The sequence below is a fragment of the Bartonella sp. MR110HLJHH genome, assembly GCF_042194225.1.
Taxonomy (GTDB): Bacteria; Pseudomonadota; Alphaproteobacteria; order Rhizobiales; family Rhizobiaceae; genus Bartonella; species Bartonella grahamii.
Genome location: NZ_JBHIMQ010000013.1, coordinates 1 through 13924 on the forward strand (window position 1 = coordinate 1; position 13924 = coordinate 13924).

Consider the following 13924-nt stretch of genomic DNA (forward strand, 5'->3'; position numbering starts at 1 on the left):
CCAAAGGTTGATCCTTCTCTTGCAAAAATCGTTGTGCGTCACATTGACCAAACAGCTGAAAGCGATATGGCTTTTGCCGCACGCCTTGCAGAAGAATATGATGCGGTAGCAAAGCCCGTTGATGGCAAACTTGTGCTCGCCAAACGGGGTGAAGGCAAAGCCATCACCGGTGAAACACTCCCTATTGTTGTTATTCATGAGGAACATTGCACCTCTTGGGATTTTAAATACAGCGCACGGGATGAAGCAGGTGCAGCCAATGGCTTAGAAACGGATGTGGGAGACGACCAAAAAGCCGCTGCTGATGCACGAGAACCAGAAGAGATTGATGATGATGAAAACTTTATCCATATGGATGATAGTGACAGAACAGCACCATCATCATCTGAATCGGAAAAAGCAGAAAAAGAATCGGAAAAGCAAGAAGAAGAGAAAAAAGGCGGTGTTCTTGCAACCTATCATGATATCCGCAGTGGTGAAAAAAAAGAAGTCAAAGTTGGTAACCCACCGTTCCATGAACTCAAATACACCTACCATAACCAATCAGAGGCTGTTGCGGCCATTGCTGCTTATCGCAATAAATCATCACGCGGTAAGTCTTCTTTCTCATGTGATATCGGTGGTGATCCGTTTGTGCAAGCAGAAGCAAAGCTTGTTCAAGAGCCCCCTTTCCGCCCCTATATTCCAGCAGAATGGCGCATCAAGAGCGTTAAGCACAAACTTGATAAAACGGGCGGTTACACCACAAAAATAGAGTGCGAACTTTTTGATAAAGCGCAAGAAGATGCGGCTGGAAACGTTGCAAACACAACACCAGACAAGGATGATACCCTTGATCCAAACGCCCCACCAAACGCATGTGACGAAGGCGAAGGCGTCATCCATATGGATGAAGAAGATAGATAAACAAAGCTATTTTATGATGATAAAAAGAAATACTATTTTTATTTTACTATTCCTAAAAATACAGCTAAACAGCGTTCAATTTCTACCATTTTATCTGCATGAATGGAGCCGAAAGCTGGACTAACTTTTTCACATCTTACCGTCATAATCTTATCAATCATTACTTGCGAAGGTTTTTGCAAACCATTTTTAGCGGTTGGCTGAATCGTAATGCGGAGTAATGGCGCATCAACAAGTGTACTTGTAATTGGTAAAACCGTTACACTTGTATGCTCACTAAATTGATTAGCTTGAATGATTAACGCAGGTCTTGGTTTACCAAAATCGCCTTGCATAGCTATTGTGACGAGAGATCCACGCATTATTCTGTCCAGCCATCAACATCCATTAAAGATTGATCCATCAACAACTGCATAGATGTATCTGTTTTATCCATTTTTGCGACTAAGCGACATTGGCGTCGGCACTCTTCTGCAAAGTTCGGTTGGCGAATATCTGGTACCCAAATTTGCATTAAACGCAAACCTGCTTTTCTTTGTGCGTTGCGATGTTTTTGAACGCGTTCATTGACGTGCATTGTAGCCATAACAAAATCTCCATTATGTTTCATGTAACGTATAACACAGAAAAAAGTTACATGAAACGAGATTTTTAATAAAAGGCAATAATTGCAATTTTTAATATTCACTCATCCCCGCCTTGTGTGGGGCTTTTTTATGGAGCAACACATGCGAAAAATATCATTAGAGGGACTTGCACTTATCAAACAATGGGAAGGCTTGCGTTTAAACGCCTACAAAGATACCATTGGTGTGTGGACAATAGGTTATGGACATACAAACAATGCTGGAAAGCCTTTTGTTTATGAAGGCATGACCATCACGGAAAAGCAAGCAGAAGAACTTCTTTGCCAAGACTTAAGACAATTTGAAAATGTCGTTGAACGCGCTGTTACAGTTTCATTAACAGATGAACAATTCGCGGCGTTAGTGTCATTTTGCTATAATGTAGGAACAACAGCCTTTTGTAACTCGACACTGTTAAAAAAGCTCAATCAAGGTGAATATGAAGCTGTCCCTGCCGAGCTACAGAAATGGACCAAAGCAGGAGGTAAGCGTCTTGAAGGTCTAGCACACCGGCGCGCGGCAGAAACAGGCTTATGGGCAAAAGGGGCTTATGTTTCCTCCAATTATCAAACAGTAGAAACGCAAGCACCAACGGGGGTGTTCAAAGCCGAAGCACTTGCACCAATTATTGGCTCTTTTTCTGGGCTTGGTGGTTTGTTAGCAGGCAATGGACCAATCCAATGGGCTTTGGCAACCATTATGATTTTAGCCGCATGTGCTGGCATTTTCTTTGTTGCTAAACGCTTTCAGGAGCACCGCCTATGATCTTATGGATGAAAAGAAATCTGATGCTAACAGGCGCGGCTTTAGCCGCTTTTTTTATTGCATTAGCAAGAGCTTTTACCCTTGGTAAAAAGAGTGAACAGCAAAAGCAAACGGAAAAAGCTTTAAAAGCAGCCACAACACGTCTGGAGGTGGAAAGTGAAGTTAATCAAAAAAGTGATGCTGATGTGCGTGCTGCTCTCTCTGACTGGTTGCGCGACAAATAAATATGTTTCTTCTTATGTTGGCTGGTTGCCAATTTATTTAAGCCGGCAAGATCTGAACGCCATCAGTTCAAACTTAGCAAGAGAAATCTTAAAGCACAATAATCTAGGTGAACGCGTGTGTGGGTGGAAACATGGCTAGAAAAAAAACACAAGACGATATAGAGCTTACAGAAGCAGAAAAAGAAATACTTCAAGAAATCATCATGACCTACAAAAGTGTAAAAGTGATGTCTCGTTATACGAAATGGATTGTACTCATTATACTCTTATTAGCGCTTGATTTTTCACGTATTATGGATGCGTTTGTAAGTATTTTTACACAAAAACCAAATATCCGACTCTAAACATACTCTGAGACGCGCGAAATTTTTTAGAAAATGATTTCTTAATTTTACTCGTCTCATGGAGACTATCAATAATAGCTTTACACATTTAAAACTGTTATTTTCACAGAATTGGACATATCAAATTTCTCTTCAAAATAGCCAAAAACACTGCAGAGGTAATTGTAAAAATTCTATCCTGTTATAAATGAAGCCCACAGCTCTAAAAGAACACGCCGTTGCTCTAAAAAATCCGTTCGCATGTAGGCTTTCGTCACTGAACTCCCAACTGTATGTGCAAGAACAGTTTCGGCAATCTCAAATGGTGTTGACGTTGTCTCTGCTATCCAATCCCGTAAGCTTGAACGAAAACCATGGGGACGATAAGTCAAACCACAAACTGTCATATACTTTGCCATGGTGGCATCAGAAATTGGCTTGCCGGTAAGACCAGAAAAGAGAAAACCATTCTTTTCAAAGGGGAGAGTTTTTTCAATAACTCTCAAAGCTTCATCACTTAGTGGCACGCGAAAGTCTGAAACTTTCCCTACAATACCTTTCATGTTTTCTTTTGGTATCGTCCATATATTTTTATCTATTTGTTCAAGGCGCAAATAGCGCAATGGATATGACCGTGCGCCTGTCAAAATCAATAACTTCAGTGCTAAATTTGAAAGGATCTTATCATCCAAGCTTTGATAAAAAACCGGCACTTCTTGCCATGGCATAGCAGGAATATTTGTTGATGTCGCACGTGGTTTTCCTAAAAGCGCGCGTGCTTTCATACAAGCCTGTAAATCAACATCTAAACCAAGAGCCGCAGCATATTTCAAGCAAATATTGATACGGTTAAGTGCTTTTCGCGCTGTGTCTGCTTTTTCATGCCAAAGGGGCGCGAGAACATTGCGAATGATATTGGCTGTTAATTTTTCTATAGGTAAATTACCTATGTGTGGAATCACGTGCAACTCTAGTGGAGAAAACCAGCGACCGTTTTTACCTTCATTTTTCAACTCTGCTTTTTTGCTTTCAAAAGCCGCTTTTGCAATTTCTTGAAAAATATTGCTTTGCTGTTTTAAAATAGTCTGTTCTCGAAAGACAATAGGATCATTGCCTTCTTTAAGAATATCACTATAATATCTTGTAAGCTCACGCGCTTCTTTTAAAGAGAGTTTCGTAACAGGACCAAGTCCCATTTCACGGCGCTTATTGTGGTGCGTATAGCGAAAAAACCAAGAGCGTGTATTGTCTTTTCGAACATTCAACCATAGCCCCGCCCCGTCACAATATTTACCCTGCGAGGACGTCTTTACGAATGATGCTGACAACCGATGAATCGCCCTCACTTAACGTCCCCTCTCGTCCACCTTTTCAAGCATTGCTCGTCCACCTTTTTTGGTCCACCTTCTAGACCACCTTTAATTTCTGATTTGAGATTTTTTCTTTAATACTTACTTTTTTTATTGAATCATAAAAAGCTATAGACATCAATACGCCCTTACACATCTTTATATACTTTGAATCTTGTTGCTAAAGCCTGATTCGCTCTCTGGGGGCACCGTACGCTTTTTTAATTACGTGTAGCTTATTCATTTTCCAAGCATTTTAAATTCAAGAGAAGGTAGAGCTGGACGTGAATTTACAAAACGTGTTATTTTTATCAAACTTCTTTTTTAATGTTTTAAATTCAGCTAATTCCTACCAAGGAAAATATTAAAGTTTAAGTTTCTAATGAATATACTAACAACTTCATAACATTGGCAAAATTATCCAGTGAACCGTTATTAAAAGAATCAGAAAGTTTTTTGTAAAGTTTCTTTCCACAAATATTTTCTTCAATAAAGCCACCTAATGCATCAGCCTTAACTTTACCAAAGATATAACCAAAGTCTTTTAAAGCTTTAACACGGTAAAGAGTGTGATTATAAAATACATGTGTCTCATTTATTAAAGAAAGTTCTTTTCTTTAATAAGATTATAGCCTTCTATCTAACAGCGTTTTTTGCTGTAAAACTCAAATTATCTACCTGCTCAACTAAAAGAACTTTTATTGTTTAGCTTTTGTGCTTTTTTCAAAGAGATGTGGGCTTTCAAGAATAAGCTTTTCTCGTGCTTTCTGTAACTGTTTAATGACTTCATCAATCTTTGATGGAGAACAAAAAGATTCTTGGCTATCCAACAAATGCAGCCTCTCCTTTCCCTCATATAAACATTGCATCTGAGATTGAAGTATTCTAACTTCTTGAAAAAAAAGACGTCCTGTTTCCTTAAAACCATTGTTAAGTGCAAAAAGTTGATCGGAAATGGATAGCAGAATTTGTTTTAAAAAACGCTCATTTTCTTGGCGTTTACGATATTCTAAAATAAGAGCATGGCTTATCTCATCTAACTGTTTTTTTGTAGAATCAATTTGACGCAATAAATTTGGTTTTTCCCCCATATCACCTTTTCTCACCTTCACAAGCATAGCATGAATATCTAACAACTTAATTGCGGAATGAGATAAATAATCAACAACTGTAGGCGTATTAACATAGCGTTTCCGTGCAATCATCACAAACTCACCTAATGACTGTTTTTTACATTCATCCCGCTATTTATTTTTCATTTTACAAAGCCATTCTAAAGAAAGTGCTAAAAAATATTACCTCCAATGCATTATTCGATGTCCCCTTCTCTCTTTTCACTATCAACGTGGAATCCGTGGAGAGAGAAAACGTACAGGTGTATAAAGGATAAGATGTGTTGTTTTCTCCAACACACTACTACCGTCAGCAAGAAGGGCTTGACTAGGTGACAATTCTGTACCTTGCATAATTGTGGAAGCCAAAGAACCTTCCCGAGAAAGAGCCATCAACGTTGGCGAAGATGCAAAGACATTGTGTGCTCCCCCATCCACATGAGAGAAATCAAGAACAGCTATTCCATTTTTACGCAACATTTCAATATCTGAGCCATCGCCCACACGATGATGTCCACCCGTAAGACGTCCTGAAACCGCGAGAGCTTTATCCGCTCTGGATACTAAAATAGCTGTTGGCTGCGGAAGTTTTTTTATATCATTAAGTTGGCGCTCAAATACATCAACATCAATGTCTGGTGCCGCCATTAATAAACTTGTAATACGACGAATAGGCTTATATTTTTTCTGTAAAGCTAAAGTTCTAAATGCTTCCATTATAACAAAATTGCCCATAGAATGCGCAATAACCGAAATCTGATCAGCATTGGTTTCACTAATAAGTGTTAAAAGCTCTATCAATCCGTCACGGGCAAAATTAGCACTGTCACGATCATAAATATAAAGAGGAACAGATCCGGCAGAAGGCCAAGAATAATGCACAGCGACAACATTTAAAGAATAATCGTGTGTAAACTGTGCTGTACGAAATGTACCATCTGCAAAATTATTATTATACCCATGGATAAAAAGAAAAATTTCTCTTTTTCCTTTTGGCTTTTTTTCTAAAGCAGCATTTAATTGCTGTTTAAACTGTTCTTTATTATCGTATTTTTGCAATGCTACTGCTGCAAAATACTTATCATGCGTAGGTTTATACGCATTTATTTCAACAACTCCCTTTATATGTTGCTGAGGAATTCCTACATCAACGCGATTGTAATGTACTTTATTTGATCGCTCTGCACCATAAGGTTGAGCGTAATTATTTTGCATCATACGACTTGTTGCAACATACACTGGAATGATGGCTTTTGGAGAAATCGGGTTCCCTTCAACTTCCCTTTCTACTGCAGTCATAGAAGGAGTTGCATGCACTCCATGCCAAAGCACAGCGCGTGAATCACTACATGCTGACAATAAAGAAATACAAATAAGAAGTGTTAAATATCTCAAAATCATTATACTTCTCACTGCAACTTCACCCCCACCCTATAAAAATATAACATTTCAAATGCACAGATAAAGTAATAAAAAATGAAACATTATTAGCAACACATCAACAAATAACATACAAAAAAGATTTTTCTATAATGCCCGTAAATCCCCTCTCTCTACATAACTTCATCTCATTACAGAGAGACTCACTGCTAACTGGTGCGGTCGAGAAGACTCGAACTTCCACGGGTTGCCCCACAGCGACCTCAACGCTGCGCGTCTACCAATTCCGCCACGACCGCACGTGGGAAGAAAAACATTTTGGTTTTTAGCCTTTAACAAATCATAAAGAAAGGTACAAGCCAATTTTCTCTTTCTCATAATTTATTTTTATCCGGACAATTTATAACTTAATAGAGATTACTAAAAATATGGACTTTACTACGATCTTTGAATCATCATCATAAAATGTGCTTGTGCAGCTTGATCTTTTTCATAATAACCATGAAAGTTTTTTGTAATTGTTGTAGAGCCCTGTTTTTGGATTCCTCTCATAGCCATACACATGTGCTCAGCCTCAATCAATACTGCTACACCATGAGGCTTCAGATACGTTTTTAACGCGTGAGCCACTTGCGCTGTCATAGCTTCTTGTGTTTGTAAACGACGAGAAAAAATATCTACAACACGTACAATTTTTGAAAGGCCAACAATTTTGTCATTAGGAAGATATGCTATATGTGCTTTCCCAATAATTGGGATCATATGATGCTCACAGTGTGAATAAAAAGGTATATTTTTTACGATTACGGCTTCATTGTATCCTGAAACCTCTTCAAAAACTGTACCTAAGATTTCTTTAACCGATTGACTATAACCACTAAAAAGCTCGCGATATGCCTTGGCTATACGTCTTGGAGTATCTAAAAGCCCTTCTCTATTTGGATTTTCCCCTATCCATAAGAGTAATGTACGAATCGCTTCTTCCACCTCTTCAATACTCGGACGCTTTTCTTCAGATAAAAAAGAATCCTTCGCGTCTTCTTTAACAACATTACGCATTCAAAAACTCCAAGCTTACTCTATACAAAGCATTTGCTCCATACCTATTTCATTTTGTATAATCTCTATATAAGCGAATTAAAAGTTTAAACAATCACGACTCTCAAAATTTCAGGTAATAGCGCATGATTGATAATATCTATAATGATAAAATACTTGAATATGCTGCACATATAGACAAAATTGGGCGTCTTAATAATCCTGATGCAACATCAAGAAAACATGCACACCTTTGTGGTTCGACAATCACTGTAGATTTAAAAGTGGAAAATGGTATTGTTACGGATTTTGCCCATGAAATACACGCATGTGTGCTAGGGCAAGCATCGGCTTCACTTTTAGCATCTCATATCATCGGACAAACAACACAAGATCTTAAAATATTGCGTGAAGTTATTTATCAAATGCTAACGCAAAATGGTCCTTCTCCTCAAGCTCCATTTGAGGATTTTTCTTGCTTACAGCCCATTAAAGACTATAAAATGCGCCATGCAGCAACACTACTACCCTTTGATGCAACGATAGACTGCATTCAAAAAATTGAAGAAAAATAAATGTTCAAATCACAATCTCGACAAAAAAAAATAACTCGAAATTACACAGGCACTTGGCAAAAAACACCTGGACGATTATTGGGTATTTTCTTAATACGTTTCTATCAAATAACACTTTCAAGTCTTATAGGCAATCAATGTCGCCATGCTCCGACTTGTTCAGAATATACATATGAAGCGATTGCACGCCATGGGCTTTGGGCTGGTGCATGGATGGGACTCTTTCGTATCATACGTTGTGGGCCCTTTGGAACAGATGGCTTTGATCCAGTACCTATTTCTCTTGGAAATTCTTGCTGTTTTTATAAACCTTGGCGTTACTGGAAAATTTCTGACAAACACAACAAATAATCCTTTTCTTTTTTCGTATGTATTGATAAAAAATCATTCTATAAGCTTTTTACTCGATTTTCACAAAACCATCCGCAATCGTTAGCGGAATTGGATTAAAAGGGTGTTTTTATGTCTTGCTCTGTTTCTCTTTCTTTTCCTGATGGTTCAAAACGTAATTACCCCCCCGAAATGACTGGTTTGGAATTAGCAGAATCCATTTCTAAATCACTCGCAAAAAAAGCAGTCGCCTATAGTCTTGATGGTATCACGCGAGACTTATCGGATCCATTGGAACAATCTGGTCAAGTAGAGATTATTACCCGAGAAGATTCACGTGCTCTTGAGCTCATAAGGCATGATTGCGCCCATGTCCTTGCGGAAGCAGTGCAAGAACTCTTTCCTGAAACGCAAGTAACAATAGGTCCTGTCATTGAAAATGGATTCTATTATGATTTTGCACGCCAACAACCTTTTACATTAGATGATCTCACCATCATTGAAAAGAAAATGCGTGAAATTATCCAACGCAATAAACCTTTTAGAAAAGAAATTTGGTCTCGTGAAAAAGCGAGAAAAATTTTTTCTGAGAAAAAGGAATTTTATAAAGTTGAACTTATTGATAGCATCCCCGAAGATCAAGATTTAAAAATTTATTATCAAGGCGATTGGTTTGATCTTTGCCGCGGACCGCACATGCAATCTACAGGGCAAATTGGAACTGCTTTCAAATTAATGAAAGTCGCAGGAGCTTATTGGCGTGGCGATGCCAATAATCCAATGCTCACAAGAATTTATGGAACAGCATTTGCAAATGAAAATGACTTAAAAGCCTACCTCCATATGCTAGAAGAAGCTGAAAAACGTGATCATCGCCGCTTGGGACGTGAAATGGACTTATTTCATTTTCAAGAAGAAGGGCCAGGAATGATTTTTTGGCACAAAAAAGGTTGGAAAATGTTCCAAAATTTGATCAACTATATGCGTAGACGCCTTGATGATCATCAATACGCTGAAGTTAATGCACCACAAGTTCTGGATAGGTCACTCTGGGAAATATCTGGCCATTGGGGCTGGTATAAGGAGAATATGTTCAAAGTAATTCCAGCAGCAGAAAATTCAGATCATGGGAATGTTTATGCCCTTAAACCGATGAATTGCCCTGGTCATGTGCAAATTTTTAAACATGGTTTAAAATCTTATCGTGATTTGCCTATTAGACTTGCTGAATTTGGACTTGTTCATCGTTATGAGCCTTCGGGCTCTTTACATGGTCTTATGCGTGTGCGTGGTTTTACGCAAGATGATGCGCATATTTTTTGTACTGATGAACAATTAGCCGATGAATGTCTCAGTATTAATGATCTTATTTTATCAACTTATGCTGATTTTGGTTTTAAAGAAATCAGTCTTAAGCTTTCAACACGTCCAGAAAAACGAGTTGGGTCTGATGCATTATGGGATCATGCAGAAAGTATCATGGAATCTGTCCTTAAAACGATTGAAACAAAATTTGCAGGACAAATCAAAACAAGCATCCTTCCAGGTGAAGGAGCATTTTATGGTCCAAAATTTGAATATACATTAAAGGATGCTATCGGTCGTGAATGGCAATGTGGAACAACACAAATAGACTTTAATCTCCCCGAACGTTTTGGTGCATTCTATATTGATAAAGATTCAGAAAAACGTCAACCTGTTATGATACACCGTGCTATCTTTGGATCAATGGAGCGTTTTCTTGGTATATTAATCGAAAATTTTGCTGGACATATGCCACTTTGGCTTGCTCCTGAACAAGTTGTTGTTGCAACAATTACGTCCGAAGCAAATGAATATGCCCAAAAGATAACGGCAAAACTTAGAGCTATTGGGCTTTCCGCAACAATAGATCTCCGCAATGAAAAAATTAACTATAAAATACGAGAACATTCTTTACAAAAAGTCCCCGTAATTTTGGTATGTGGTAAACGTGAAGCTGAAACAAACAGCGTAAATATGCGCCGCTTAGGAAGTACAAATAAAACCCTTTTATCTGTAGAAGATGTGATTAAGCAACTCTCAAATGAAGCAACACCTCCGGATTTGCAGCGTGTAATAAATACATAACATCACAGAAGATGGTAATACGTTAATTTTTTACTATAAATCTTCAATTTTTATACAAAATGAAATAATTTGATGTTGTAGTGCATTTTGTTTCATGCACAACTACCTATCACCAGAAAGAATCACGTGATCACTCTCTACAAGGTGGATTGGTGAAAAAGTTGAATGTAAGCTATGAGCTGTTTAAATGCAAAAATCATAGACAATTGAATATTAATAATAACATTAATCTTTTACCTTTATAATGAAAAGAAGGCGCTATTATCATAGATAGATCATTACGATAATTATAGCAACATCAAGCAAGAAGACTGAAAACAAGATCATATTTATTAATAAAAAATATGTAAAATTAGCTGAACAATGATATGTCTTATTCGTAAGATAAGCTCTTATAAAAAAGACAATATATTGATTTATAATGATAACATATCATTATTTATATTAAATAGGGTTTCGAATATCATAGATTTCTCTCATTTTAAATATGTTTATATTGCATCTATCAAAATCATTTTCTTGTACGAGACAAGCGGAATGAGTGTGTGAATAAAAATTATTGAGAACGGACTTTAAAATGCCCACAATGAACCGCCTCAAGTGCTGAGGATTGTTGCAATCATTGAGAGCAAGCTAAACTATAATGATGATACCGACTTTCTCTTTCATAAGTGTAAAAATAGCGGTACTCCACGGGTTTAGCATTATATGATTCACAAGGAATCATGATAAAATAAGCTCAAGGAGCCTTAGGAAACATCTCTTTAAAACAAGCACATAAATTGGTAAACTAATAGCATTCTATATCCTGCAACCTACACTGATGAGATATTGCCTTAGCTTTTATAAAGCCAAATCAGAGAAAAATGGTAAAACTCAGCGTTTATTCTTTCCCCTCTTTATATTTTACCAAATTAAAAATTCTTATAAAAAACTCGTTAAATATACACATACGATACATTACTACTCGTTGAACGTATAAAACTCTGGGCACACCCATAAAACGTCTATATCTACGAAACACATTGCTACGCTAGACGCAAGATATTGATTTGTAAAACAATTTCAAAACACATGTTTTGCTAAAAAAGCAACACGTATAAAACAAAAAATATTATTGCTATCGTGCTCTATCAAGAACACGCTTACATTCAATGAGTTCAAATAGGATTTCTTGCAACAATGCTTTATCAGTTTTATCTTTATAAAGATTCACAGAACCAACAGATGTTTCTTCCTCATTCCTCATGAAACTCAAAAGCCCAAAAGAAGATTTCTTAGGCTTATTGCTAGCATTTTCAGAAGTTTGTCCTGCATGTTTCTTCTCTATGACTACATTCATAGCATCAAGATCACCATTACCCAATGCAATCACAAAAGAAACACCATTTTCTTTTAAAAGGCGTTGCACACCTTTTATCGTATAACCCTGATCATATAATAACTGCTTAATACCATTGAGCAAATCAACATCGACCGGACGATAATAGCGCCTTCCTCCCCCACGTTTCATTGGTTTAATCTGCCTAAAACGTGTTTCCCAGAATCTTAAGACATGCTGCGGCAGCTCCAATAACTCGGCTACTTCGCTAATTGTGCGAAAAGCATCAGAGCTTTTATCCATTTTGCAACACCTTATTTAAAACAAAATAAATTACTTTACAATGACTCATTCTGTCTCAATTTCTCAACAAGATTAGTCAAAAATAAGACCATCATTGACGACTTACTCAACTGTCTTTTTCTAAAAAACAAAGACCTTTATTTTATCATTTTTTTAACAAATACCAAACATATCATGGCATTCATTTATGAGATATCATTTTTTCTGTCTTGCACGATGCGAATCTAAAATTCTCTGTTTAAGGACATTAGCAGCCTTAAACGTCACAACACGTCGCGGCGGAATAGGTGCTTCAACACCCGTTTTTGGATTGCGTCCAACTCGTTCATTTTTACTGCGAACCTGAAAAGTTGCAAAAGAGGATAATTTAACCGCTTCACCTCTTACAAGTGAGTTGCAAATCTCATCCAAAACCAATTCGACTAAAGCTGCTGATTCAGTATGTGACAAGCCCACTCTTTTACAAACTACGCTCGCTAAATCTGCACGCGTTACTGTCTTACTTGTCATTATAACCACCTATTAAAATATTAAAAATTACAAAATGACTTATACGTTTTCTTGAAATATGGTCAAGTAGCCATAATTTACCAACGAATAAGAATTGCTCCCCATGTAAATCCACCTCCCATGGCCTCTAACATGATAAGATCTCCTTCTTTTATTTTTCCATCGCAAACAGCTGTTGTTAAAGCCAACGGAACTGATGCCGCAGACGTATTACCATGTTGATCAACGGTAATCACAACTTTATCTAGTGAAATTCCCAATTTTTTAGCAGATGCTTCAATAATGCGCTTATTAGCCTGATGAGGTACAAACCAATCTAGTTGTGAAGAATCCATACCTGCAGCTGCAAAACAATCATCAACCACATCCGTTATCATACCAACAGCATATTTAAAAACTTCTCGTCCTTCCATACGCAAATAGCCTGTCGTTTGTGTTGTTGAAGGTCCACCATCAACATATAGCTTATCTATATAAGCACCATTAGAGCGCAATTTCGCAGACAATATACCACGCTCAAAAGCAATACCCCCCTCAATTTCTTGTGCTTCCAAAATAGCAGCACCCGCACCATCACCAAACAAAACACATGTCGTACGATCTTCCCAATCTAAAATCCGAGAAAATGTATCGGATCCAATAACTAAAATTCTTTTAGCCGCTCCACACCGTAAATAAGAATCTCCTGTTGTTAAAGCAAAAATAAAACCAGAGCAAACAGCTTGAATATCAAAAGCAAATCCATGGTTCATTCCCAAAGCACACTGAATTTCAACAGCAGAAGCAGGAAAAGTACGATTCGGGGTGGACGTTGCTAAAATAATACAATCAATGTCTTTTATTGTTAAACCAGCATTTGTAAGTGCTGCTTGCGCAGCCTCAACTCCTAAAGAAACAGTTGTTTCATTTTCACTGGCAATATAACGTTGGCGTATTCCTGTACGCTGAACAATCCATGAATCTGACGTTTCAACAAACTTTGCAATCTCATCATTTGATAAACTTCTCTTCGGCAAAGCACTTCCTACACCACGTATAATTGACCGAATCATT

General features: G+C 37.5%; 16 protein-coding genes and 1 tRNA gene. 7 read left to right on the forward strand and 10 right to left on the reverse strand.

Annotated features, from left to right (window positions below):
* Positions 1 to 906 (forward strand): late control protein (locus ACFIKB_RS07545; RefSeq protein ID WP_375653212.1); only part of this gene is annotated, 906 nt, incomplete at its 5' end.
* Between the two features lie 38 nt (positions 907 to 944).
* On the opposite strand, the gene ACFIKB_RS07550 is transcribed toward ACFIKB_RS07545, so the two are convergent.
* Complete coding sequence (locus tag ACFIKB_RS07550; RefSeq protein WP_273791686.1) at positions 945 to 1268, reverse strand: type II toxin-antitoxin system PemK/MazF family toxin; 324 nt, start codon at positions 1266 to 1268, stop codon at positions 945 to 947.
* Complete coding sequence (locus ACFIKB_RS07555) at positions 1268 to 1492, reverse strand: antitoxin MazE family protein (protein WP_273791685.1); 225 nt, start codon at positions 1490 to 1492, stop codon at positions 1268 to 1270. The genes ACFIKB_RS07550 and ACFIKB_RS07555 overlap by 1 nt, the downstream gene beginning before the upstream one ends.
* Positions 1493 to 1634: 142 nt before the next feature.
* On the opposite strand from ACFIKB_RS07555, the gene ACFIKB_RS07560 reads away from it, so the two are divergent.
* From ACFIKB_RS07560 to ACFIKB_RS07570, 3 genes are all read left to right on the forward strand, one after another.
* On the forward strand, positions 1635 to 2297 hold the full coding sequence (locus tag ACFIKB_RS07560; protein ID WP_375653215.1) for a lysozyme: 663 nt from the start codon (positions 1635 to 1637) through the stop codon (positions 2295 to 2297).
* Complete coding sequence (locus ACFIKB_RS07565; RefSeq protein WP_375645204.1) at positions 2294 to 2521, forward strand: hypothetical protein; 228 nt, start codon at positions 2294 to 2296, stop codon at positions 2519 to 2521. Before ACFIKB_RS07560 ends, ACFIKB_RS07565 begins: the two co-directional genes overlap by 4 nt.
* 131 nt (positions 2522 to 2652) lie before the next feature.
* Positions 2653 to 2865 carry a hypothetical protein gene (locus tag ACFIKB_RS07570; RefSeq protein WP_015856478.1) on the forward strand — a complete coding sequence of 71 codons (213 nt, stop codon included), beginning with the start codon at positions 2653 to 2655 and terminating at the stop codon, positions 2863 to 2865.
* Positions 2866 to 3038: 173 nt separating this feature from the next.
* On the opposite strand, the gene ACFIKB_RS07575 is transcribed toward ACFIKB_RS07570, so the two are convergent.
* The 5 genes from ACFIKB_RS07575 to folE form a co-directional block, all read right to left on the reverse strand.
* Positions 3039 to 4190 carry a tyrosine-type recombinase/integrase gene (locus ACFIKB_RS07575; protein ID WP_375653217.1) on the reverse strand — a complete coding sequence of 384 codons (1152 nt, stop codon included), beginning with the start codon at positions 4188 to 4190 and terminating at the stop codon, positions 3039 to 3041.
* A 701-nt stretch (positions 4191 to 4891) separates the two neighbouring features.
* On the reverse strand, positions 4892 to 5398 hold the full coding sequence (locus ACFIKB_RS07580) for a hypothetical protein (RefSeq protein WP_375653218.1): 507 nt from the start codon (positions 5396 to 5398) through the stop codon (positions 4892 to 4894).
* A gap of 135 nt (positions 5399 to 5533) precedes the next feature.
* Complete coding sequence (locus ACFIKB_RS07585) at positions 5534 to 6706, reverse strand: alpha/beta hydrolase (RefSeq protein WP_015856441.1); 1173 nt, start codon at positions 6704 to 6706, stop codon at positions 5534 to 5536.
* Between the two features lie 193 nt (positions 6707 to 6899).
* Positions 6900 to 6984: transfer RNA gene (locus tag ACFIKB_RS07590), tRNA-Leu, on the reverse strand.
* Between the two features lie 139 nt (positions 6985 to 7123).
* Positions 7124 to 7744: a GTP cyclohydrolase I FolE gene (gene folE / locus ACFIKB_RS07595; RefSeq protein ID WP_375636064.1), complete on the reverse strand. Its 621-nt coding sequence runs from the start codon at positions 7742 to 7744 to the stop codon at positions 7124 to 7126.
* Positions 7745 to 7869: 125 nt separating this feature from the next.
* Here folE and ACFIKB_RS07600 point away from each other — a divergent pair, with 125 nt between their 5' ends.
* From ACFIKB_RS07600 to thrS, 3 genes are all read left to right on the forward strand, one after another.
* Positions 7870 to 8298: an iron-sulfur cluster assembly scaffold protein gene (locus ACFIKB_RS07600; RefSeq protein ID WP_375636063.1), complete on the forward strand. Its 429-nt coding sequence runs from the start codon at positions 7870 to 7872 to the stop codon at positions 8296 to 8298.
* Positions 8299 to 8649: a membrane protein insertion efficiency factor YidD gene (yidD, locus tag ACFIKB_RS07605; RefSeq protein WP_375636062.1), complete on the forward strand. Its 351-nt coding sequence runs from the start codon at positions 8299 to 8301 to the stop codon at positions 8647 to 8649.
* 111 nt (positions 8650 to 8760) lie between these two features.
* Positions 8761 to 10737: a threonine--tRNA ligase gene (thrS, locus tag ACFIKB_RS07610; RefSeq protein WP_375653221.1), complete on the forward strand. Its 1977-nt coding sequence runs from the start codon at positions 8761 to 8763 to the stop codon at positions 10735 to 10737.
* Positions 10738 to 11857: 1120 nt separating this feature from the next.
* Here thrS and ACFIKB_RS07615 read toward each other — a convergent pair.
* The 3 genes from ACFIKB_RS07615 to ACFIKB_RS07625 all read right to left on the reverse strand — a co-directional run bounded on the left by ACFIKB_RS07615 (position 11858) and on the right by ACFIKB_RS07625 (position 13923).
* Positions 11858 to 12361 (reverse strand): MerR family transcriptional regulator, encoded by a 504-nt coding sequence (locus ACFIKB_RS07615; protein WP_375636060.1) that lies wholly within the window; start codon positions 12359 to 12361, stop codon positions 11858 to 11860.
* Between the two features lie 195 nt (positions 12362 to 12556).
* A complete protein-coding gene (locus ACFIKB_RS07620; RefSeq protein ID WP_015856447.1) occupies positions 12557 to 12871 on the reverse strand; it encodes an integration host factor subunit alpha in 315 nt (104 codons plus the stop codon).
* Positions 12872 to 12948: 77 nt separating this feature from the next.
* Positions 12949 to 13923 carry a beta-ketoacyl-ACP synthase III gene (locus ACFIKB_RS07625; protein WP_375636059.1) on the reverse strand — a complete coding sequence of 325 codons (975 nt, stop codon included), beginning with the start codon at positions 13921 to 13923 and terminating at the stop codon, positions 12949 to 12951.
* Position 13924: the final 1 nt, after the last annotated feature.